The sequence below is a fragment of the Colwellia sp. BRX9-1 genome (assembly GCF_014077195.1).
GTDB lineage: Bacteria > Pseudomonadota > Gammaproteobacteria > Enterobacterales > Alteromonadaceae > Colwellia_A.
This window is the reverse complement of sequence record NZ_JACGVM010000006.1, coordinates 184,043-208,422: the sequence shown is the minus strand read 5'-3', so window position 1 is coordinate 208,422 and position 24,380 is coordinate 184,043. Positions and strand designations below refer to the sequence as shown.

Below are 24,380 nucleotides of genomic sequence, written 5' to 3'. Positions count from 1 at the left end.
TCTAGCTTTATTTTTTATAGAGGTCGACACCTGAATAGCGTGTTGTTTTTGTCGTGACTCCTTGTCGCCAAACATTCGCTAAGGTAGCTATACTCAGTTTTTTCTTAGCCCGAGTAATAGCGGTATACATTAATTCCCTAGAAAGTAATTTATTATCAGTTTGTTCCGGTAATACCATCACAACATGTTCGAACTCACTGCCTTGAGTTTTATGAATGGTCATCGCATAAACGGTTTCATGCTGAGGTAAACGCGCCGGATTCACCCACTTATATTCATTGTCTGCTTGCTCAAAAACAGCCATTAAATGGCCCGACTCATTTTTCCACAATAAACCAATATCGCCGTTGTATAAACCTAGTGAATAATTATTAACATTGATCATAATAGGTTGCCCGCAATAGCGAGTATCAAAAGCATTAATATCACCGCGTTTAATCAGTATATTTTGTACTTGTTCGTTTAACGACTCAACCCCCTGCTCACCAACACGTGTTGCGCATAAGATACGAAATTTTTGTAATTGTTTAAAGGCAGCAGACACTGTTTTTTGCGCAAAAATGGGCGCGTAATACTCACTGACGAATGCCGTTAACCAAGAACTAGTTTTACCTTCGAGTAAGCATAAGGTATTCCCAGACTGAGGCACGTCTTGGTGATTATTATCTATAACTGGTTTTTCTGTTAATAGTTGCCAACTTTCGCTAAAGCGACCATTAATAACATGGCTCGCTATTTTTCCGATCCCACCTTCACCATCAAAACGTCTACTTTTGTCAAGAAACACCACGTGATCTGCGGCTAGGGTCAACCCTGATGATTTTGGCGACTTTTTCCACTGAGGTAAGTTTGCACATTGGCTGACTTGGCTTAAATATTGATGATTCTCGGGGCTGTAGCCACGATGAGGCTTAGGTGCTAAATCGTTAAGTACGCTACCAGCAGCAACGGACGGCAGTTGATCAGCGTCGCCTAAAAGTATGATTTGGCAATGGCTAGGTAAAGCTCTAAAAACTCTTACCATTAACGCCAAATCGACCATTGACACTTCGTCAATTAACAGCACATCAATATTCAGTAAATTGTCTTGGTGATGGCGAAAGTTAACACTGTTAGGAATAACACCTAAGAGTCGATGCAGCGTTTGTGCCTCTTGCGGTATTTTTGATAAAACCGCTGCGCTTATTTGTCCTGTAAATCCTTGCAAAGCATTAGTGACTGATTCAGATAAACGTTGAGCCGCCTTACCCGTTGGCGCTACCAAGGCTATCTTTAAGTCTGCATTGGGCTTTTCATTTGAGCTTGAGCTTGAGTTTAACATCACCAAAGCTGCTAACAACTTAGTCACCGTATAGGTTTTACCTGTGCCTGGCCCGCCAGCGATAATACTGAATTTTTTATTAATGGCATTGGCGACCGCAACCATTTGCCAATCTATTTCATTGTTATCATCTGCTGACTGTTGCTGTGGAAAGAGTGTTGCTAAACAGTTTTTAATATCAACGGCGTCAAATGTTTGTACATTTGAATCCTTGGCTTGAGCACTTTTAGCTGAAATAAAAGTCAGTAACTCTTGCTCAAAATGGTAATAACGACGTAAATAAAGGTTATTTTCATAAAAAACAATAGCATGGTTATCATCAGCCATAATAGACAACTGTTCACATAAGCTGACTAGCTGTGGTTGCTCAGCAAAGGTAAAACCGTTATGAGTAACAATACCTTGTTTATCGCAGCTATAACCAAAACGTGTACACGCGATGGTGGCTAAAGGTAAACAACTATGGCCTGCCCTAAGGCTTTCACTGAGGGCAATCAGTAAGTGAAAAAGTTGTTGGTTGTCATTATTGTTATGCTTGTCGCGATTAACTAGGCTTTGTTGAATTTCTTTTGCAAAAAAGTAGTCAACCGCTTCAATATTATTAAGCTGCTGTTGAGCATGACTGAACTGCTTATATAACACTGCCATATGCTTATTCAACTCCTAAAAACAATTGATCAAGTGCGGCAAGTTCGTGCGCCTCGATTTTTCGATAGTAAACACCACAATTAATGTGTTCAACTTGGTCAGTCATACCCCGTAAATATAAATAGTAAGTGCCGCCAAAATGCTGTTCTACGTCGTAATTATCTAAGCTGTGACTTAAATAACGGTGCAAGGCTAACGCATAAATCAAGTATTGTAAGTCATAGTGATTTTTTTCAATATTCTCTTTCATTGCTTGCTGGTTATAGTCACTAAAATCATTGCCTAAGTGGCTGGACTTATAATCACAGATATAATATTTATTATTATGCTCAAAAATCAAATCGATAAAGCCGTGCATCATACCTTTTAGCTGCTGGTATGCCGGTAAACGAACAATTGATTGCTGTGTTGATTGACTATGCGTATTACGATGTTTCGACAATATCTGGGTTAATTTATCAGTACTCGCTGAGCACATTGGATAATAAAATTCACTTTCTCGCAGTGTTTTTGTTTGCTTTAAGTCAGCTAAGCTAAAGGGCTCGCTATTATCAATCTCTAATGCGCTATCACCCAACGGCGAATTAATCATTTGCGCTAACCAACTCTGCAGATCTTCAGCTTGATAACCCGCAGTTAATTCTCCGTACTTTTGCAAGGGCCAATGCATAGCTTCTTGCCAGTCGGGGGCATTAAAATCGGTATGTTCTAAAATATCATGCAATAAATTACCCGTATGAGCTCCTTTTGCTAAATTAAAGCGTAATAAACTACTCGCTTGCATTGCACTAGATTGAAGCTCAGTCATGCTATTTTTTTCGAGTGGGTTATCTCGATCAGGCGAAGATACACCGCCGTGACGTAAATTTCGACTTAAGGCTGAAAATGAACTTAGCCACCAATCGCGTTCTATTTTACCGTTAAAGTGAGCAACTTGACCGGTTTTATCACTAACTTCCGCTAATGGCGCTTGTTGAGCAATAAGCTCACTGGCGTTTTCTAATGATGATAGGGTCACTAAACTGATGTTGTTAGGTTCATCATTAACCAGTTGGCGTAAGTTTTCTTCAATATCTTGCTGACTTTGCCACTTTAACGCTCTACCCAGTGGCGAATGCTCGGCTTTATCAAAAGCGGTTGTTAAGATATAACAACGTTTTTCTGCTCGGGTTACCGCAACGTATAATAGCCGAATGGCTTCAGCGTAAGCCTCATTGGCCATTGACTCCTTAGAATGGTCAGAGCCATCTAAACTTAATTTGAGCTGGTGGTTTTCATCATGATACTCAATAAAGGTCACCGAGCTTGCACCGAACTTAAGTGGGTCTTTATGTCGGGTGGCAAAAGGAACAAACACCACCGGGTATTCTAAACCTTTTGAGCCATGCTGGGTAATAATGCGTATTAAATTATCATCACTTTCTAGACGTAACTCGGCTTCAATTTCAGGATCGTCAACCCGACTTTGTTGTTCAAGCCAATAAAGTAATTCTTGTGGTTGACGGTGGCGTTGACTGGCCGTTTGCAGTATTTCAAATAAATGCAATAAATTGGTTAAAATGCGATCTTGGTTTTCATCGGCGATACAAAAATGGTCATGCATTAATTTTAATGCCATCGAAATAAAGCCTTTATACAACCATTCATTACGTAGTTGCTCAAAATCAAATTTCAATGTTTGCCAAGCAAGTTCATTTTCTTGTAATTCACGATATTTTTCAGGGTGATAGTCGAGTAAATCACAGGCAATGGCAGCACTAAAGTAGCGTTCATTTTCAACAAACAAGATCCCTTTTAGCAGCTGTATCAATTGCTCTGTTTGCTCACTTTTCATTAAGTTAGCGCGATTACTCATAAAGACTGACGCTAAATTAGCTTGTTCTAACGCTTGTTTTATATCACGTGCTTCAGCGCCATCACGCACTAAAATAGCAATATCTTTTGAGCTTAATTTATGGTTATTTTCGTTAGTAGGCGCGGCAAGTAAATTGATAATTTCATTGGCACACCAAGTGGCCATCACTGGGCGAAAACTTTGAGCAACCGATTTTTTTGCTTCTTCATCAACAAAATGCACAAATTGTAAGGCGTTATCGGTAATTGCTTTATATTTAATAAGTGCTGGCGGTGAAGCTTTTACTGGAATATAGGGAATATCGTAACCAAACACCCGACTATTCCCTTGAGTAACATCAACTTTATCGGTGATCGCTTCGCCATAAAATAAGCGGTTATAGCCAGCGATCATTGCTGGTGTTGACCGCCAATTCGTATCCATTAACCACTGTTGGTCACAATCTTTTCGGGCAGATAAATATGCAAAAACATCGCCCCCTCGAAAACCATAAATCGCTTGTTTGGGGTCGCCTATCATGTATAAAGCAGCCGTACTTTGGTGATAATATATGGCTTCTAGTATCGAGAATTGTAAGGGATCGGTATCTTGGAATTCATCAACTAACGCCACCGGATATTGTTCAAATAGGGTTTGTGCTAGGACTTGTGCGTTACTGCTTTTCGCTTGTAAGCAATTAGCCAAGGTTGAAATAAGATCGTCAAAACTTAAAATATTGGTGGTGCTTTTTTGTTCTGTGATATTGGCGCGTATTTGATAAATACCTTCGCGGACAATGACCAGTGCCTTGACTTTTTCAATTTTTTTAGCCAGGGATTTCAATTCAGCTTTAACCATTTTTACGGGTTCAAATACCGCTAACAGTTCAATTTTACCCACCGAGCGCGCGTAACGCTTGCCATCAATAAAACCATCTGGCATTTTTTCATCAGCAACCCCCAGATCTTCAGCAAGTCGATGTAACCATTGTATTAATGAGTCAAGCTCTTGTTGACGTTTTTCACGTTCACTGCCTTTTTTAACATCAATAAGGTACTGAGTAAGCAGTGGTAGATTGTTCTCGAGGTTATAAACCGCTTGCTGTACTAATTCGGTAAATAACTGCTCTATTGCAGTAACATTGACGACATCAAGCGCATTATGTTTACTAATAGCTTTAGAGAATTGACTGAGAAAGTTTAACGGATTTGGCCAAAACTGCATCACTTGCTTAAAGTGTTCAGGACTATCTTTTGCCAATACTCGATACCAATCTTGGCAAGCTTGTAGCACTAAATCTTGGCAATTAGTTTCCATTTGCGCGTTAAAGGCCACACCACTAGCAAAGGCATGTTGGCTTAACACCCGTTTACAAAAGCCATGTATGGTTAATATTGCCGCTTCATCTAAATATAACAATGCTTGGCGCAAACGTATCTTTGCCGACTTTTCATCAATGTGCTGACTTATCGCGCTAAAGAACTCATCGCTGACAATTAACTCGTCCCAATGGTTAAGCGCTTGGCGAATAAAACTATCGATACGGCCACGTAGCTCCTCGGTCGCATCTTTGGTAAAGGTCATAACCAGTATTTGTTCAACAGGCAATTGCTTTTCGAGTAATAGCCGTAAATACAAGCGGGTGATATTAAAGGTTTTACCGGTACCGGCACTGGCTTCAATTAAGTGCTTACCCTGCAACGGGATCTGGTGAGCAATAAGATTATTCATCTTCATTTTATTTGCTCCTGAGCTTGCCACATCGGTTGATAAAGTGCGGTGAATGTTGATTGGTACTCGGAAAATTCAGGACATTGCTGCCAGAAATAATGCATATAAGGGTCTTGTCCTAGGGGTTTTACCACGCTAAGCATACTGCCACTGTCAGACCATAGTTTTTCAAAACTACTTTGCGCAAAGGCTTTAGCTTTAAAGAATTTTTCAATCAATTCAGTATTAAGTAATAAAGCTTGCTGTTGCCCTTTAAGATAGGTCTCAACAATAAAAGCGAGTTGTGCCTGGGCATTGTCTATTTTACTAAAACGGTACTGTGTTGGTTTTTGATTTTTAGTATCAAAATAAAAACCTTTAGTGACATTCACCTGCGCAAGCATATTTTGCTCTTCGGTTAAATGAGCCGCATTTAAGTTCGAGGTATTTGCTTGCCAGCACTGCATAATAATTTGATGTAGATAAAGGCCAAACAAGTCTTTGCCTTTTGCCGAAGAGCTGCGATAAAACATTAAGCTGTCCGCTTGCACCGGGAAATTAGCACTGAGGGTAAAATGACTGTTATCGGTAAGTACCACATCAAGCTCGGTATTGATAAACGTTATCGGTAAGCTGTCGTTGGTTAATTGGCTTTGACTTTGAATGAATTCACTAAAGGTTTCACTGTCATCACGCCAGCGCTCTAGACTATCATGGGTACTGGGTAAATCAGGAAAAACGCCGCTCACCCCTGCCGCACTTACCGCAGAAGAAATCTCATCTTCGCTGCTACCCACGAGATAAAGCGCTAACAGCTGTTGACGTAACAAATAACTCTGCAAGAAGTTTTCACTGAATGGTTCAGTATCATCAAGTTGTGTTTCGTGGCTTTCAAAGAACAACTGCAAGTGTCGTTGAGCAAAGGCTTTTGCCGGATGCTGAAAAAAGCGGATCAGTTCATTAATATCGACAACTTTAGGATCATCATCAGCAATGATCGAAAGTGGTAACAATAAAGCATCGCTTTGTTGGATTTTTTTAGCTGATTTAAGTTTCAACCAATTAGGGTCAAAGCTTTTAAATTTGCCTAAATAGTTATGCTCACTGAATGCTTGCATGGGTAATTGTTTAATATCTGAAGATCGATCACCATTACCATTTTCGTCATTGCCAGCCTCAGCATTATGTAACTGCCAGCCATAGCCTGCTTCTAAATATTCCATCAATTCTTTCAGGACAACCGATGGCTGCTTTTCATTATTATTGCGAATATTACGGCCTTGATAGCTTAAATATAATGACTGTCGCGCCGATATAATGGCTTCTAAAAACAAGTATCTGTCGTCACCACGGCGCGATCTATCACCCAATTCGCTTTTACTACTCGCCATAAGATCAAAACCTAGCGGTTGGCGTTGTCGAGGAAATTCGCCATCGTTCAAGCCTAAAATAGCAATCACTTTAAAGGGAATACTGCGCATCGGTAACATCGAGCAAAAGGTTATCTGCCCAACCATAAATTGCCGACCAGGATCGGGCTGACTAAAATGATTTGTCAGAAAGTCACGTACCACACTCAAACTGATATTGGGCTGATAATTGGCATGTTGACAGTATTCGGCCAAAGAGCCGATCGCTTGGTCAATAACGTTAAAGGCCATTTCGTCGGTTACTTCAAAAAGACTATTTAACATCGTTAATAAAAATTGTTGCCACTGATTGGCTGATTTATCTTGGCCAAGTTGTTGGGAAAAATGCTGTAATTGCTCGATAATCAACATTAACTTACCCAGTAAAATGGCATCGTTGCCCTCGACATTTGGTAAATACAGTTGTTCATCTACATATATTGAACGGTCAGAAAAAGCAAAGCCACGCATTAATCGCGACAAACCTTGTTGCCAGGTAAAAGCATTATTAACTTCGAGGCTATGCAAGACCTCTTGCTTATGTTGCTGGTCAACGCCCCAATGCACACAAGCTTGCTCAAGCCAAGCAGACATTTTGTCTAGCTCTTCAAGACTAATTGAAAATTTATTTTGCATGGCAGGTAAACGTAACATGCCAATGATTTGGGAAACTTGAAAACGACTATCGGGTAAACTCAGTAATTGGGTAAAAGCGGCGACAACGGGCTCTGCATCTTTGCTTACCCGGTCGGCAATAGAACAAGGTAATGGCGGGATTTTATCCGCTAAGTCTTGCCAGCCTCGTGCAAATACAGCACTAATATAAGGGGCATATTGTTCAACTTGTGGGCACATCACTAATACATCTTTGGGGGTTAAGGTTTTATCATCATTAAACTGATGCAGTAACCAGTCGTGCAAGCCTTGTACTTCACGTAATGCGCTGTGTGCGCTAGAAAAAACAATCGAGTTGTCTTGTTGGTTTTTGGCGGTGCTTCTTTGATCAGTTAACGTTAAAATGTCTTGTTGAACTTGCTGCAAAACCGAAATATTTTCTGCTCCATCACTTTGTTCAACCGCATCAAAAACTTCAATATTTACCGTTGAATAATCGTTAAGCAAGGCCATAAACTCGCGGCCCTGCTGACCTAAATTAGCTAACAAAGGGTTACCAACATTTACGGTAATATCATCGTGCCCGACGACCCATTTTGAGAGTAGATTAATCGCTTGTTTTTCTGATTGTATATCGCCCCAATAATCAAAACAGGGATTAAGATGGAAAAAATGTACATCAAGATGTTCACTTATCGCTTCAATAAACGATAACCACATTGGCGCCATCGCATTGATACCAAAAAAAGATAAGCGCGGTGGCAATAAGTGCTTTTTGCTAACAATATTTTCAATGGCTTTATTGACTAACTCAAGCGGGTTATAACTTTGCTCTTGCGTTAACAATTGCCATAATTTTGCTTGCCATTTTTCAACAGCTAACGCTTGTTCTTTATTAACAAAACTTTGGCTGCTCTTACCTTGATGCCAATCATTAATCCACTGTGGCCTAAAAATCAAATATTGCTCATATAAATCAGCTAATTGACAAGCAAGTTGATAGCGTTTCAAGGTTTGCTGTTCGGTAAATACTCTTGGGTTGTCTTGCTTTATTTTTTCAGATTCGCCAACAGATCTATTGGCTAAGTCATCTTCATCAGTAGCGCCCCCTAACCAGTATTGGCTTGCACTGGAAAAATCAGGGTCTTGTATAACAACAGCACTAGCGAGTAACTGATCTATTCGCCATGAAAGTACTTCACGAGAGAATGGCGATTGATCGGGAACATCTTCATCACTTGCCATGCTTCTGACCAGTTTCCATAAAAACTGTGACGGCAAGGCATAACTGATATTCATGCTGATGCCGCGTTGTTGGGCTAACGACATATTAAGCCAATGCTGCATACCGGCATTTTGCACAACAATCATTTCTTGGCTGAAAATAGGAAGTGGTGAAACCTGTTGGATTTTATCGAGAAGTGCTAATAAATTTTCCATTTTATTAGCAGGATAAAGATAGAACAATATGAAGGCCTTAGGTGCAATATTTTCTGCCTAAATTTAAGCATAACAATACCAATAAAGCTATAAAAATCAGCTAAGTTATTGTGGTGAAACGGCTAGTTTTATTGAATAAAGTCTAGATGTCTTTGAAAATATTCACCTAAAAAAGGCACCGAATATTTTTCACCTAATATTGCATAATAGATAGCCATCAACCAGATAATAAATACAAAAACACTGGCTGCCCAGCCAATAAGAGGAATAAAGGACAAAAGCGTAAAAGTTAATACTAGGCCTAAAGATTGTTTTAAATGAAAAGTAGAAAAACTTGACCGATTACCACTATATAGCAGTATCGCAATACACCAACCAATAACGGTAAAGTAACTGATCACCGCGGCAAACTTTGCCATGTCAAAATTCGATTTACTCGGTATATGAAAATGTCCCATAGCCAAAGACTCAAATGAAGTCATAAATTAAGGTTAGTTGAAAAATTTTCTTTCGACAAACATATAAACGAGTAACTTTTATTAGTTTGTTTTAAATAAACACTTTTCATAAAAATAATTCATGCTTTTCTCATCATTATTGACCCTAATCAACAAAGACTTACCCCAAGTTGTGACATGCTAATTCATTGTACCGCCTTAGAGAGACACTTTGCTGACAAAGTTAAGTATCTTTAATGACTACCACTTACACAAACAGGATATTGGAAATCGCTAATGGACATAGATTTTGATGAAATCACCTATTTAAAAAATCCAGGTTCTCTTTTACTAAAAGCCGATTATATACAGTTTTTAATGACATTGACCGGGCCTACAGTAATTGATATTACCGGCAGTGATCAAGATAAATGTCGGGTATTTACCACACTATTACATGGCAATGAACCTTCTGGGTTAATTGCCATGCATCGTTGGTTAACGGCTAATGAGCAACTACCTGTGCCAACAACCAATGTCCGCTTTATTATTTGCTCGGTTGAGGCCGCTAATATTTCGCCGTTATTTAGTCGTCGTTATCTTGATGGCGGTAAAGATATTAATCGCTGTTTTTCTGGTGATAAAATTCCAGATTGTGGCTTTTGTCAACGAGCTTTACTGATAGAGAAAGCCATAAAAGAGGTTAATCCAGAACTTCTTGTTGACTTGCATAATTGTGCAGGGTCTGGACCTGCGTTTGCTATAGCACCGATGATAACGCCTGAGGTGTTATCAATAACGTCTTATTTTTGCCAGACCCTTATATTATCAGGCTTACAATTGGGAACATTAATGGAACGAAAGTTTGATTGCCCAATGATCACGGTAAAATGTGGCGGTAGCAAGGACGAACAGTCTCATCATGTTGCTTACCAAGGTTTAAAGCAGCTGACCTTAAATAAACAAGCTAAAACCTTCCAACAAAATAGAGCGGTTGATATTATTTATCGACCATTACGTTTAGAGTTAAAACCACACACCCCTTTAACTTATGGTGATCACGATGAAGGCTTTAGTGGTGTTTGTATAAAATCAAATATTGAACAACTTAACTATGGTATTTCTCGAAAAGATCAAATGTTAGGCTGGGTTGATGACAAAGGACTTGATAATTTTGTTCTCATTGACGAGCATGGAAATAATGTGATTGATGATCATTTTAGCTGTCGTAAAAACATTTTAACCTGTGCCGTTGATTTACGCATTTTTATGGCAACTGAAAATAAAAACATCGCTTTAAATGATTGCTTATTTTACGTGATAAAAGTTTAGTCAACGGCCCAAAGAGTAAAAGATAACGTTTATTATGAGCTGGATAATAATAACAGTGCCCTAGTAAATAGGGCTAAATAGCTCCAAAAATGATAATGCTCTTTTTAACAAGGATTAACTTAGTGCTAACCAAACCCCTACCCCGGCCATAAGTGTTCCTGCTATTCGATTCATAAGTTTGACGTTATCTCCCTTCGAGAGGAAAATTCTCAGCGTTTTACCACCACTTGCATATAACATCATACAAGTAAACTCTGAAACCATAATCACAGCAACTAAAACCATTAACTGAGGAGTTATTGCCAATTGAGTATTAATAAACGGTGGTAGGAGTGAAACCATAAATGCCCACCCTTTAGGATTTGAAATAGCGGTAAACAAGCCTTGATTAAATAAGGTAAGTCGCCCTATATTCGCAGGCTCTTGGGCACTGCTTAGCGACATTCGCCCCTTTGACAACCACATTTGTACACCAACATAAACCAAATAGGCTCCGCCGATATATTTTACTACAGCAAAGACATCGGGATATTTAAGCATTACTGAAGCAACACCAACAACCGCTGCAATAGCCACTGCAGCAACGCCAATGAGTTCTCCTAGCATCATCCACAAGGTTCTTTTTACACCAATACTCATGCCGAGTGTTAGGGCTAATGTCATACACATTCCAGGGGTAATACTAACAAAGAAGAATGTTGGTATGAATATAACTAAAGTGGTGTAATCAATCATCAGGGTAACTATCTAAGTAAAATTTGGTGTAGCTTATCAGAAGATATAATTGAACTAAAAGCGACTCGACTGAAAATCGATAAAAAAACTTGTTTGTTCTTTATCATTATTCGCTGATTTTTTTTCTACTGTTAACCATAACCGCCAAACCATATTATCTTCAGAGCAGCTACCTAACATTGTTTCTGCAACAAAATAATTTTTCTCTGTGGTGATGTCCTCAGTAAAAAACAAGGGAATTTTACCCATAAACATTGTTTTTCCTTCCATGTAGCCAACGACACTATACGAATCTTCAGCGGAAAAGTTATCCTTAAGCAAATGATCTTTTTTAAGTTCAACCCGTATATCAAAAGGGTGTTCTGTTAGCACTTTCCCAACATTAAACTTAACTAACATCCTGCCAAAAATGGTTTTAACTTCACAGATGCTTTGCGAAGTTAAACACTGAAATGGCAAACTCACTTGTTGAGATTTTTCTTGGGCGTCACAGCTGACAATGCTGACTAAAAAAAAAGCAATAAATAGCCTTTTGTAATTAAAATTATTAATAGGACAGTCTCTCTTTGGTGCTTTATGTACATTAATCGTACTAAGCTTTTAAATATTATTGATCTACAACAAAATTACTGCATATTCTAATGACTTTTCGATGCAAAATTATTACTATATACGGGAGATTTTTTATCGCTAAATGAAATTTATATTTTCAATTGTAACTTATCATTGGCGCTTAGTTTTTTTAATCATAAAAAATCGTTTTACGTTAACAATTATAACTGCGGAAACCATAACATGTCTCAAAGTAATGCGTCATCAGTAGACTACAATTTTGATGTTGTACGTCAATTTACTGTTATGACAGTAATATGGGGAATTGTCGGTACCCTCGTTGGTGTTCTAATTGCAGCTCAATTAATTTGGCCTGCGTTGAATTTCGAAACACCTTGGTTGACCTACTCCCGTCTTCGTCCACTTCACACTAATGCAGTTATTTTTGCATTTGGTACAAGTGCCTTATTTGCTACCTCTTATTATGTGGTTCAAAGAACCTGTAAAACAACATTATTTGGCGGCAAACTTGCTTCATTTACCTTTTGGGGCTGGCAAGCAGTTATTGTGCTCGCTGTTATCACGCTTCCTATGGGCTACACATCAAGTAAAGAATATGCTGAATTAGAATGGCCCGTTGACATTTTAATTGCCATTGTATGGATAAGTTACGCCATCGTTTTCTTTGGGACACTCGTTAAACGTAAAACCTCGCATATTTATGTTGCTAACTGGTTCTTTGGTGGCTTTATACTAACTGTTGCGGTATTACACATTGGTAATTCAATGGTAATTCCTGTTTCTATGATGAAGTCTTACTCTATCTACTCAGGTGCTATCGATGCGATGATGCAGTGGTGGTATGGACATAACGCCGTTGGCTTCCTATTAACCGCTGGTTTCCTAGGTATGATGTATTACTTCGTACCCAAACAAGCTGAACGTCCAGTTTATTCTTATCGTTTATCTATTGTGCATTTTTGGGCATTAGTTTCTTTATACATTTGGGCTGGCCCACATCACTTGCATTACACTGCACTGCCAGATTGGGCTCAGTCTGTTGGTATGGTAATGTCTATCGTGTTATTCCTACCTTCTTGGGGTGGTATGATTAACGGTATTATGACGCTTTCTGGCGCATGGCATAAACTTCGCCATGACCCGATTCTTCGCTTCTTAATTGTTTCATTGTCTTTCTACGGTATGTCTACCTTTGAAGGTCCTATGATGGCAATTAAATCTGTAAATGCACTTTCTCATTACACTGACTGGACCATTGGTCATGTGCATTCTGGTGCTTTAGGCTGGGTTGCTATGGTGTCAATTGGTGCTATGTACCATTTAATTCCAGTGCTATTTAATCAAGGCCGCATGTACAGTATTAAGCTGATCAATGTGCATTTCTGGTTACACACAACAGGTATTGTTTTATATATAGTTGCTATGTGGATTTCAGGTGTCATGCAAGGGTTAATGTGGAGAGCGGTTAACACCGATGGTACGCTAACTTACAGCTTTGTTGAAAGTTTAACGGCATCATACCCATTCTACTTTATCCGTTTCGTTGGTGGTGTATTAGTTGTTGCTGGTTTCTTATTGATGGCTTACAACATGTTCAAAACTATCTATGCTGAAGACGAAAGTCTTAAGCCCGTTGCCATAGATTAGGAGGCTGACGATGAAAAATAAACATGAAAAATTTGAAACAAATGTTGGTTTGTTTGCTATTTTCACTATTCTCGCGATAAGTATTGGCGGCTTAGTTGAAATAACACCGTTGTTTTTTCAAAAAGCAACGACAACACCTGTTGACAACCTCAGACCTTACACCGCTTTAGAAATGGAAGGTCGTGATATTTATATCCGTGAAGGTTGTAATGTATGTCATAGCCAAATGATACGTCCTTTTCGCGCTGAAACTGAGCGATACGGGCACTATTCAGTCGCTGGTGAAGGCGTATGGGAACATCCATTCTTGTGGGGTTCTAAACGTACAGGTCCTGACTTAGCTCGTGTTGGTGGTCGTTATAGTGACGATTGGCATCGTGCGCATTTACTTGACCCTCGTTCAGTGGTTCCAGAGTCGAATATGCCTTCGTTTAGCTGGTTAGCTGAAAACAAGTTAGATGGCGAATTAACCGAGAAGAAATTAGCTACTTTTAATTTCTTAACGCGCAATCGCAGCCATAAAGATGAACAAGGTAATCGTATCCCGTTATATTCAGCTGCAGATTTAGCCGGTGCTAAAGACGCGGTTAAAGATAAAACGGAAATGGAAGCTCTTATTGCTTATTTGCAATCTCTCGGTCATGCGTTGAAATAATGATGATGGATTATGGCACCCTCAGAGGGTTAATAGCTTTATTAATATTGGCACTATTTATTATTATTGTGGTTTGGTCTTATTCTAAAAAGCGTAAAAGCGCTTTTGATGAAGCTGCAAACTCTATCTTCGAAGAAGATAAAGAAAAGACTGAGCTTAATGACGTGAATGGCAAACAGGAGACTAATAAAAATGTCTAGCTTCTGGAATATATGGGTTTGGGTTTTAACCCTAGGAACTTTAGTCGGTTGTTTTTTACTACTTCGCTATTGTTTAAAGAACTTTGCAGGTGTTCCTGAAGGTGAGTCAATGGGACACACCTTCGATGGCATCGAAGAATTGAATAATCCACTGCCGCAATGGTGGAGTACATTCTTCTTATTAACTATCATTTGGGCTTTTGGTTATTTAGCACTCTATGGTTTAGGTAATTGGACTGGATTTATTGGTTGGAAAAGCTCTAACCAAGGAATTTTGAATCTTGCTGAATCTAAAGCGCAGATAATCGCCGCAAAAGAAAATGGTTATTTAGTACAGTATGACCGTGAAATTGAAGCCGCCGATTTAAAATATGGTCCAATTTTTGATGCCTATGCTGCACGCACCATTGAAGACTTAGCCACTGATGAAGAAGCGTTAAAAGTAGGTCAACGCCTATATTTACAAAATTGTTCTCAGTGTCATGGTTCAAATGCAAGTGGTACTACCGGTTTCCCTAACCTAACCGATAAAGACTGGTTATACGGCGGAGACCCACAATCGATTAAGCATACACTTCTATATGGTCGTAATGCTAACGGTATGATCGCTTGGGGCTCAGCATTAGGTGATCAAGGCGTTAAAGATGTTGCCGCCTATGTACTGAGTTTAAGTGGTCGTGAAGTTGACGTTGCCAGTGCTGCTGCCGGTAAAGAAAAGTTCGCTCTGTGCGCAAGTTGCCATGGTGCTGACGGTAAAGGTAGTTTAGCTATGGGTATTCCTTTAGGAGCGCCGAACTTAACTGACAACATCTGGTTGTATGGCGGCTCTCCACGTGCCGTTGAGTCATCTATTAAAAATGGTCGAGCTGGTGTAATGCCCGCATGGAAAGATATTTTAGGTGAACAAAAAATACATCTTGTTAGTGCATATGTGTATAGTTTATCGCAAAAATAACTGCGTTTAATTAGTCTCAATATATCAGCCTTGCGGTATTATTACCGCAAGGTTTTTTTATATCTTCCAAGCCAAGAATAGTGAGTAAATTGTTGGTTTTTTAATAGTTCCCAATAGAAAAAAGTCGTATAATACGCGCACTTTCACCGACTGAATTTTTAATATGAAAACATCTTGGTATAAAGAGCCTTGGGCTTGGTTCGTTTTTATTCTCCCCGCTACCGCTGTTGTTGCTGGTATTTCGACTTACTTTATTGCTAACCATAATCCCGATCCATTAGTCGTTGGTGATTACTATAAAAAAGGTAAAGCAATTAACCTAGAAGTCTCTAAAGTAAAGCTTGCCCAAAAATTAGGGATGCGCTTTGCATTAAAACTGCAAGATAACGAATTAATTATCAAACCTACCGGTATTGATAAAGTATTCCCGGTGTTAAATCTTAATTTTTATCACCCGACTCTTGCTGATAGAGATTTCTATTTAGCACTCACGCCTGACGGTAATGGCTATTTTAGGCATGTCTTTGATGAACCAGTAAAGGGAAAATGGCGCTTAACCATAACGCCTTTTGAGAATCACTGGAAAATTCAAAATACTATTTTCTTACCTCAAAGTGAATTTATCGATATTATTCCTAATGTTAGAGAAGCTAACTAAGCGCCAATAGTCTCTATTAGCTTAGGTGTTGATTAACCTCACCTAAGCAACACCTCTATAAAAACCAATTATTTGCTTGGCCTCAACATATGAAAACACTTTGTTATCACTGCAGTGAAATTGTTCCTAATGGGTTAGATTTATCAATAAAAATTGAGAATACCATGCAGCCGATGTGCTGTATTGGATGTCAAAGTGTTGCTCAAGCGATTATTGATAACGGTTTAGGTGAATATTATCGTTTTAGAACAGCTCCCGCACTAAAAGGTGAGCCTCTGGTTCCTGAGCAGTTACAACGTAATAAGTTACTTGATGATGACAGCCTACAAAGTGAATTTACTTATAAAAATGATGAATATAACGAAGCAATTTTAACGATTGACGGTATAAGCTGCGCGGCATGTGCGTGGCTTATCGAAATGCAACTTATCAAGATAAACGGCTTAATTAAAATTAATGTAAATGCCACGACACAACGTGCAACTGTTCGATGGAATAATAGTGAAGTACAACTTAGTGAGCTGATTAATCATATCAGCAATATTGGTTACCAAGCCCTCCCTTTTAAAGCGAGTACCGCCGAAAAACTTAACAAAACCCAAAGTAATAATTATATTAAACGCCTAGGTATCTCTGGTATTTTAATGATGCAAGTCATGATGATCGCTTTTGGCTTATACTTTGGCGCCTTTTCTGGCATGGATGAGTACAACTTAATCTATTTACGCTATGCGAGCTTATTTTTGACCTTACCTATTGTCACCTATGGCGCATTACCCTTCTACAAGGGAGCTATTAATGCTTTAAAAGTGAAGCGTTTATCTATGGATGTTCCTGTTGCTATAGCGATTTCACTGGCATTTTCGGCCAGTGCTTGGGCAACAATCACTCAGCAAGGTGAAGTCTATTTTGAATCAGTATCGATGTTCACTTTTTTACTACTTATTGGTAAATTTTTAGAATTTAGAGCAAGAAGTCGCGCCGCGGAAGTCTCGGCTAACTTGCTTAAGTTAATGCCGATGATAGCGACAAAACTCATTGATGATAAAGGAACAGAAAAAGAAGTCATACTACCAGCAAAAAAACTTCGTCCTCTCGATATTGTACTCATAAAACCAGGCGAAGTGGTTCCCGCTGATGGCACAATAATTACAGGCAGCAGCCAACTGAACGAAGCGATGTTGTCGGGTGAGCAGTTACCCTTAAATAAATCAATAGGCGATACTGTCTTTGCAGGCACTATAAATGGTGACGGTAATATCAACGTTGAAGTTAAACAAGCCAGTGAACATTCTTTTTTAAGCCAACTGATCAGATTAAGTGAATCATCTCAGGCGCATAAACCCAAATTAGCAAAATTATCAGATAAAATCGCTCAATACTTTGTTGCGGTTATTTTACTAACCGCTATAGGCACTGCATTTTATTGGCAACAGCATTTACCTGAAGAAGCTTTTTGGATCACCTTATCGGTACTCGTTGCTACCTGCCCTTGCGCATTGTCACTGGCAACCCCCACAGCGTTAACCTGTGCGACCACACGCTTAAACCGTGAAGGTATCATGATCAAATCTGCACATGTTATGGAAACATTACCAAAATTAACCACTATTGCTTTTGATAAAACAGGTACCTTAACTTCTGGTGATTTTTCTATTAATGAAATAAAGCGCTTTAATAATGAAAAGCTTAACTATAGCAAGCAGCAGGTTTTAGCTATAGCAGCAGCGCTCGAGTCTTATTCTGAGCACCCTTTAGCCAAACCGTTTAAAGCATTTCGTGATTACTCCTACCATACTCAAGCCGTTGAAATTAAATCTGGTGCTGGTATTCAAGGGAAAGTGAACGGTCAATACTTTCAAATCGGTAAACCTAATTGGTTGCTTAGCGAATCAAGTATGTTGGCAGAATTTGCGACGGCTTCTTGCCTATTAGTAGCAGACAACCAATTAGTCGCTGCTTTTTACTTAAGTGATGAAATTCGCAATGATGCCCAAACGCTGTTAGATGACTTAAAGAAAAGTAATATTTATACCATCATGCTATCGGGTGATAACCCTGCTGGCTGTGAAAAAGTTCAGGCATTGCTACATTTAGACGAGATACATAGTACTTTGACTGCGGCTAATAAGATGGCGATAATAAAAAATCAGCCTAAAAACTCAACCGTTGCTATGGTCGGCGATGGTGTCAATGATACGCCAGTATTCGGCGCAGCCCATGTCTCGATTGCTATGGGGAGTGGCACCGATATAGCTAAAAGTGGTGCCGATGTTATCTTACTCAATAATCGTTTAAAGTCGATAACAACATTAAGACAGGTCGCCAATAAAACTCGTCGCATTATTTGGCAAAATTATTTTTGGGCATTCGGTTATAATGCTATCGTATTGCCCCTTGCCGTCTCAGGCTACATTACTCCCTATATGGCGGTTATAGGTATGTCTGCAAGTTCGATATTGGTTATCACTAACTCGTTACGTTTATTAAAAAAGTAAACGCAAACTTATAATAGAGCATAAAGACCATGAGCATTATTTATATTTTGATCCCCATAGCGATAATCCTAACCTCTATCGCCATTTATTTATTTTTTTGGGCAGTAAAAACTGAACAATTTGATGATTTAGAGAAACAAGGTATGAGTATCTTGTTTGATGAAGATGAAAACACTACCACCAAAAAGTCCACTGAAACCCATAGCGAAAATACAGCTAAAAATGATACGGGTAGTAAATAACAGCCATGTTGAGTATAGATTATTTATCGGCATTCATCATCGGCTTGTTAGGTTCGGGACATTGTATCGGTATGTGCGGTGGTATAACAACGATGTTAACATCTGCTATATCACCGCAACAAAAAGGCAGCGATAAATTTAAGCTGGTCGGTGCATATAATGTTGGCCGAATTTTTTCTTATAGCTTAATTGGGGCAATCGTTGGATTTAGTAGTTCTATTGCAATAAAGAATATTGGCGTTCCATTAGGTTTTTTACGGTTATTTGCAGCGGTATTTTTAATTTTATTAGGCTTGTATTTAGGCCAATGGTTAATGTGGCTATCAAAAGTTGAAAAAATGGGTAAGTTCCTTTGGCGCTATCTATCCCCGTTAAGTAAAAGGTTTATTCCCATTAATAATGCTAAACAAGCGCTAGCATTAGGAGCAGTCTGGGGATGGTTACCTTGTGGTTTAGTCTACTCAACATTAACTTGGTCCTTAGCCAGTGGAAGTGCCCTCAGTGGCGCCCTAATTATGACCAGTTTTGGTTTAGGTACTTTACCAGCCTTGTTAAGTCTTTCACTTGGCTCTTTTGGTATAAAGTCGTTGGTAACAAACACGAAATTCAAGAAAATAATGGCGCTAATGATAATTTCATACGGAATATACAGTTTAATGTTTGCATATAAGCAATTGTTTTAATATGATCGATAAATTAGGGATAACTCATTTAGGTTAATATGTATAAAAAGCCATGTTCTACATCTCAACATATTCATTGTCAAAACTGTAGTATCAGCGAGCTGTGTTTACCTTTCTCTTTAAATGATAAAGAACTCGATACACTAGACAGCATTATTGACCGTAAACGCCCTATTCATAAAGGCGAACAAATTTTCCAAGATGGCGACAAAATGCAAGCTTTATACGCTATTCGCTCTGGAACATTCAAAACATTTACGGTTAATGAACAAGGTGAAGAACAAATTACCGGTTTTCATTTAGCGGGTGATTTATTAGGTTTTGATGCTATTGCTGAGTCAGAGCATCCTAGTTTTGCAAAAGCCTTAGAAACATCTATGGTCTGTGAGATACCTTACAATACTTTAGATTCATTATCGAATACGATGCCTAAGTTGAAAAAACAAATTCTTCGCATGATGAGTTCCGAAATCCGCTCAGATCAAGAAATGTTAACGCTACTTAACCGCAAAAATGCTGAACAACGCTTAGCAACTTTTATTTCAACCTTAGCCAGTCGCTATCATGCACGGGGTATGTCACTAACAGATTTTCGCCTAACGATGACGCGAAGTGACATTGGTAATTATATTGGTTTAACGGTTGAAACCATCAGTAGATTATTAAATCGTTTTCAAAAAAATGAATTAATCACAGTTGATGGAAAACTCATCACAATACTTAATATGGATAAACTTAACGAGTGTGCTTCACTGTAGTTTATCGCTTTTTTAAATAATTATAGATAAATGCTTAACATTAAAGATGTTAAGCATTTTTTTTATTGAAATATTATGATTTAAAGCAAATAATATCTATTAATTATGGTCTATTATTAATATTATTTAATAACTAGGGAGTAAATATTATGGATAAGTATAAAAAAATATTAGCCGTTATTGATCCAACCACTGAAAATCAAAAAGCGTTGAAACGTGCGATTGAATTAGCACGACATAGTGGCGGACAGATCACTGCATTTTTAACCATTTATGATTTATCTTATGAAATGACCACCATGCTTTCTGGCGACGAGCGAGAAGCAATGCGTCAATCGGTTATTAATGATCGTAAACTATGGTTAGACGAAAAGATTTCAGAAACTGATCACCAAGACATAACCATAGATACCTGTATTATTTGGCATAATCGCCCATTTGAAAAGATCATAAAAAAAGTACTGGCTGAAAACTTCGATATTGTCATCAAAGGCACCCATCAACATGACAAGCTAAAGTCGGTTATTTTTACGCCAACAGATTGGCATATATTAAGGAAATGTCCCTGCCCAGTATTACTGGTTAAAGACCATAGCTGGCCAAGCAATGGTAATTTACTTACCGCACTCAATATCGGTAGCGATGATGATGAGCACAAAGCGCTTAATAATAAGTTAACCCAAGAATCAATAGTGTTTTCTTCACTGATTAAAGCCAATGTTCATTTGGTGAATTCTTATCCAGGTACGCCAGTAAATATTGCCATTGAAATTCCAGAGTTTAACGCCTCTGAATATAACGACACTATGTTTAATCATCACAAAAGTGCGATGAAAGACCATGCTAATAGCTTTAATATTCCGCTTAAAAATACCCATGTTAAAGAAGGTTTACCTGAAGATGTTATTCAAAGTATTTCTAAGCACGTTGATGCTGAATTAGTTGTGTTAGGTACTATTGGTCGAACGGGGATTTCAGCGGCACTTATTGGTAATACTGCAGAGCATGTCATTGACCGCCTTAACTGTGATGTCTTAGCGATAAAACCTGATGGTTACCTCTCGCCATTAGCTTAATATTGAAATATGTAAATATCCATTAAAAAGCCGAGGATTTCCTTGGCTTTTTGCTATACTACGCGCGGTAAAATTCATACTTTTTATTTCAAATATCTCTAGGAAACACTATGAGCGCTCAATCAGCGACACCAATAACATCTTTAACACCCAGCCAAAAAATACAGCTGAGTAAACTTGAGAAGCGCTTAAGACGACATGTTGGCCAAGCTATCGCGCAATATAATATGATAGAAGATGGCGATAAAATAATGGTGTGCTTATCGGGTGGCAAAGACAGTTACGCCCTACTGGCTATTTTAATGTTGTTAAAAGAATCAGCGCCCATTCATTTTGATATCGTTGCCGTTAATCTTGATCAAAAACAACCCGGTTTTCCTGAGCATATCCTTCCCGAATACTTAGAAGCTTTAGGTGTTGAATATAAAATTGCGCAAGAAGATACCTACTCTATTGTTAAAGATAAAATACCTGAGGGGAAGACCACCTGCAGTTTATGCTCTCGTTTACGCAGAGCTATTTTATACAAGGTCGCGGCAGAAATAGGCGCAACTAAAATTGCACTAGGCCATCATCGTGATGACATGGTTGAAACACTGATGCTAAATATGTTTTATGGCGGTAAATTAAAATCAATGCCAGCAAAATTGGTCTCTGATAATGGTGAGCATGTCGTCATTAGACCGTTAGCTTTTTGTAAAGAAGCAGAACTCATCCAATATGCACAACTAAAAGCGTTCCCAATTATTCCTTGTAATTTATGTGGCTCTCAACCTAATTTACAACGTCAAAACATTAAGAAAATGTTACAGGACTGGAATGTTAATCATCCAGGACGAATTGAATCTATGTTTACTGCCATTCGCAATGTGGTTCCATCACATTTGTGTGACAGTGAACTTTTTGATTTTAAAGGGATTAACGCTGATTCAGGCATTATCAATGGTGGCGATATCGCTTTTGATGATGAACCTATTATTGCCGCTCAATTAACAAACAACGTCAATATTGAAGACAATTCAAAAGCCAAACTTTCATTAAGTAACAGTTTGAATATTATAGAAATAAAGTAGAATCTACCTTAATTAATACCAAGTATCTAAGCGCGATAACAACACCAGTTAAAAGAATGAATGTTATCGCTCGCCATCATTATCTGACGCGTAATACAATAAGCCGAGCCTAAATAACCTTAGGTTTTGGCTTCGACAATATTTTATCAAAATACACTTTATTATGGCGGATCATTTCTGTTATTTCTAAGACATAATCAGTGCCTCTAATAGAATAACGCAGTAATCCTGTTGCTAAGATTTGTGGCGATAGTGGTTGTTCTTGAGCGCGTAACTGCCCTCTAATTGAACGAAAAACACCATAAGCATGATTTGTATTAATATTGTGTAAATAACGCTGTACCGCATGCTCTAAACTATTAAATGCCGCTACTTCATGTTTAGCACCGTCATCTCTTCCTCTTGGCACCATGCCACAACCCTTTTTATAGCACCACATACCAAAAAAGTTTAAACCAACTCGAGCAAAACGAGAAGTGCCCCAAGCTGATTCATTGGCTGCCTGCACTAATACTAGTTCAACAGGCACAATATCAATACGCAACAATAATTCATTAAGTTGCTGTAGCGGCGAGTGTTTTTGATTAACTTTATATTTCTTAATTAATCGCTCAAGCAAAGCTTGTTGATCTGCTAAAAGATTTTCCTCGAGGAAAAGTGTTTCTATCATCAAGGAGACTTCTGCCCTTAACATAAGAATATTGCTATTCTCTTGCGCTATTGCTGGATAAATATAACGGAAAAACTGACGTTTTTTCGTTTTAACATCGCTTATAGAAGCAAAGTTTGGGATCTTAACGTTATGAAGCGGTTGCTCAACCACTTTTACTTTCGCCTTGACCACAGGAACGATAACAACGTTTGTTACTTCCGGCGTGGGAAGTTCAAAAGTTGGCGCTAAAAAAGTGAAGGGCGCAATAAGCGCAAGAAAAAATACACTTATTAACACAGTTCTCATCAAATATTGAATGATCATAGTAGCCTTTTTGTTAACAATAAGGTTTTGCACAGAGCTTTACGCTGAAAATGTATCACTCGTTTGCTGAGCGGGTACATCCGTCGCTTGTAACTGCATGCCAAAAATTTCTCGATATAAAATGCCTTTAACATTATAAAATAGCGGCGCTATAAATGTTAATGCGACTAAGAAAAGCATAACACCAATCACTGAAAATTGTGTTTTAGCAAGAATGGCTAAGGGGATTAAAGATAAAAATAAAGTTAAAAATAGTAAGCTATAAATAGCGAGTAACTTAAACCACTGAAAACGTGTAACTTGTAAACTCAAGGTGATAGCTTTTATCGGTGATAATTTTTTATCTACTACAAGCGGCAGTACTAATGACAAGGCGACCGCTAAATAAATACCTGGAAAAACAAATAAACTCATACCTAAAGTTATTAATACTGACGTTAACAGCGCACAAACAGCAACCCAACTGCCTCGTTTTAAGAAAGCAAAAATTAATTTACTATTGGTTTTTAAACCAACGGCATGAAAAACGCCCATCATCTCGACACCAACTAAAAAAGGATAGATAACCATAGTGACAACAATATTTAATAATGTTGTTGATTGTGGGTCTTTAATCACTTGTTCAATACCACCCATGGTATTACTGATCAAAAATGAAACAACAATCCCCAAAATAAGCGTAAAAAGTAATCCTAAATTAATAGCGATTCGCGAGCGAAGTGTTAATTGCCACGCCTCTTTTAATACCGAAGAAACGTCAATAGTATATTCACCCTGCAAAGACTTTTCTATGCTACCACCAATTTGTACTACTTTTTTTTCATCCACGAAAATGACTACCTTTGTGTAAATTTTTCAACATTATAGCAAGTTGATTTGATATTGGAAAATAGCATAAATTTTCA

General features: G+C 38.3%; 20 protein-coding genes. 12 read left to right on the top strand and 8 right to left on the bottom strand.

Annotated features, from left to right (window positions below):
- Window positions 1-7: 7 nt before the first annotated feature.
- From recD to H4J76_RS08440, 4 genes are all read right to left on the bottom strand, one after another.
- The gene (recD, locus tag H4J76_RS08455) at window positions 8-1,969 is read right to left on the bottom strand and encodes an exodeoxyribonuclease V subunit alpha (protein ID WP_182230419.1); all 1,962 of its coding nucleotides are present in this window, start codon (window positions 1,967-1,969) and stop codon (window positions 8-10) included.
- Window positions 1,970-1,973: 4 nt separating this feature from the next.
- Window positions 1,974-5,540 (bottom strand): exodeoxyribonuclease V subunit beta, encoded by a 3,567-nt coding sequence (gene recB / locus H4J76_RS08450; RefSeq protein WP_182230418.1) that lies wholly within the window; start codon window positions 5,538-5,540, stop codon window positions 1,974-1,976.
- Entirely contained in the window at window positions 5,537-9,004 is a 3,468-nt protein-coding gene (gene recC, locus H4J76_RS08445) for an exodeoxyribonuclease V subunit gamma (RefSeq protein ID WP_259377131.1), read from the bottom strand. The genes recB and recC overlap by 4 nt, the downstream gene beginning before the upstream one ends.
- 101 nt (window positions 9,005-9,105) lie before the next feature.
- Window positions 9,106-9,459, bottom strand: coding sequence for a hypothetical protein (locus H4J76_RS08440; protein ID WP_182222131.1), 354 nt, complete (start codon window positions 9,457-9,459; stop codon window positions 9,106-9,108).
- 252 nt (window positions 9,460-9,711) lie between these two features.
- Here H4J76_RS08440 and H4J76_RS08435 point away from each other — a divergent pair, with 252 nt between their 5' ends.
- Complete coding sequence (locus H4J76_RS08435; protein WP_182222132.1) at window positions 9,712-10,746, top strand: succinylglutamate desuccinylase/aspartoacylase family protein; 1,035 nt, start codon at window positions 9,712-9,714, stop codon at window positions 10,744-10,746.
- Window positions 10,747-10,860: 114 nt separating this feature from the next.
- Here H4J76_RS08435 and H4J76_RS08430 read toward each other — a convergent pair whose 3' ends face one another.
- Complete coding sequence (locus tag H4J76_RS08430) at window positions 10,861-11,481, bottom strand: LysE family translocator (protein WP_182214373.1); 621 nt, start codon at window positions 11,479-11,481, stop codon at window positions 10,861-10,863.
- Window positions 11,482-11,535: 54 nt separating this feature from the next.
- On the bottom strand, window positions 11,536-11,946 hold the full coding sequence (locus H4J76_RS08425; RefSeq protein WP_182230416.1) for a hypothetical protein: 411 nt from the start codon (window positions 11,944-11,946) through the stop codon (window positions 11,536-11,538).
- 330 nt (window positions 11,947-12,276) lie between these two features.
- Between H4J76_RS08425 and ccoN the strand changes: the two genes are divergently transcribed.
- The 11 genes from ccoN to ttcA all read left to right on the top strand — a co-directional run bounded on the left by ccoN (window position 12,277) and on the right by ttcA (window position 22,499).
- Window positions 12,277-13,701 (top strand): cytochrome-c oxidase, cbb3-type subunit I, encoded by a 1,425-nt coding sequence (gene ccoN, locus H4J76_RS08420; RefSeq protein WP_182214369.1) that lies wholly within the window; start codon window positions 12,277-12,279, stop codon window positions 13,699-13,701.
- A 10-nt stretch (window positions 13,702-13,711) separates the two neighbouring features.
- Window positions 13,712-14,356 carry a cytochrome-c oxidase, cbb3-type subunit II gene (gene ccoO / locus H4J76_RS08415; protein ID WP_070376712.1) on the top strand — a complete coding sequence of 215 codons (645 nt, stop codon included), beginning with the start codon at window positions 13,712-13,714 and terminating at the stop codon, window positions 14,354-14,356.
- 5 nt (window positions 14,357-14,361) lie between these two features.
- On the top strand, window positions 14,362-14,556 hold the full coding sequence (locus H4J76_RS08410) for a CcoQ/FixQ family Cbb3-type cytochrome c oxidase assembly chaperone (RefSeq protein WP_070377255.1): 195 nt from the start codon (window positions 14,362-14,364) through the stop codon (window positions 14,554-14,556).
- Window positions 14,549-15,511 (top strand): cytochrome-c oxidase, cbb3-type subunit III, encoded by a 963-nt coding sequence (gene ccoP, locus H4J76_RS08405; RefSeq protein WP_182214367.1) that lies wholly within the window; start codon window positions 14,549-14,551, stop codon window positions 15,509-15,511. Before H4J76_RS08410 ends, ccoP begins: the two co-directional genes overlap by 8 nt.
- A gap of 163 nt (window positions 15,512-15,674) precedes the next feature.
- Window positions 15,675-16,169: a FixH family protein gene (locus H4J76_RS08400; RefSeq protein ID WP_182214365.1), complete on the top strand. Its 495-nt coding sequence runs from the start codon at window positions 15,675-15,677 to the stop codon at window positions 16,167-16,169.
- Between the two features lie 89 nt (window positions 16,170-16,258).
- Window positions 16,259-18,667, top strand: a complete 2,409-nt coding sequence (locus tag H4J76_RS08395; RefSeq protein ID WP_182214363.1) for a heavy metal translocating P-type ATPase — start codon at window positions 16,259-16,261, stop codon at window positions 18,665-18,667.
- 29 nt (window positions 18,668-18,696) lie between these two features.
- A complete protein-coding gene (gene ccoS / locus H4J76_RS08390) occupies window positions 18,697-18,909 on the top strand; it encodes a cbb3-type cytochrome oxidase assembly protein CcoS (protein WP_182214361.1) in 213 nt (70 codons plus the stop codon).
- A gap of 5 nt (window positions 18,910-18,914) precedes the next feature.
- Entirely contained in the window at window positions 18,915-19,592 is a 678-nt protein-coding gene (locus H4J76_RS08385; RefSeq protein WP_259364981.1) for a sulfite exporter TauE/SafE family protein, read from the top strand.
- Window positions 19,593-19,630: 38 nt separating this feature from the next.
- Window positions 19,631-20,350 (top strand): fumarate/nitrate reduction transcriptional regulator Fnr, encoded by a 720-nt coding sequence (gene fnr / locus H4J76_RS08380; protein ID WP_182214359.1) that lies wholly within the window; start codon window positions 19,631-19,633, stop codon window positions 20,348-20,350.
- A 149-nt stretch (window positions 20,351-20,499) separates the two neighbouring features.
- A complete protein-coding gene (gene uspE, locus H4J76_RS08375; protein WP_182214357.1) occupies window positions 20,500-21,426 on the top strand; it encodes a universal stress protein UspE in 927 nt (308 codons plus the stop codon).
- 110 nt (window positions 21,427-21,536) lie between these two features.
- A complete protein-coding gene (gene ttcA / locus H4J76_RS08370) occupies window positions 21,537-22,499 on the top strand; it encodes a tRNA 2-thiocytidine(32) synthetase TtcA (RefSeq protein WP_182214355.1) in 963 nt (320 codons plus the stop codon).
- 109 nt (window positions 22,500-22,608) lie between these two features.
- Here ttcA and H4J76_RS08365 read toward each other — a convergent pair whose 3' ends face one another.
- Window positions 22,609-23,475 carry a glucosaminidase domain-containing protein gene (locus H4J76_RS08365; protein WP_182214353.1) on the bottom strand — a complete coding sequence of 289 codons (867 nt, stop codon included), beginning with the start codon at window positions 23,473-23,475 and terminating at the stop codon, window positions 22,609-22,611.
- A 39-nt stretch (window positions 23,476-23,514) separates the two neighbouring features.
- Window positions 23,515-24,303, bottom strand: a complete 789-nt coding sequence (locus tag H4J76_RS08360; RefSeq protein ID WP_182214352.1) for a hypothetical protein — start codon at window positions 24,301-24,303, stop codon at window positions 23,515-23,517.
- Window positions 24,304-24,380 lie beyond the last annotated feature (77 nt).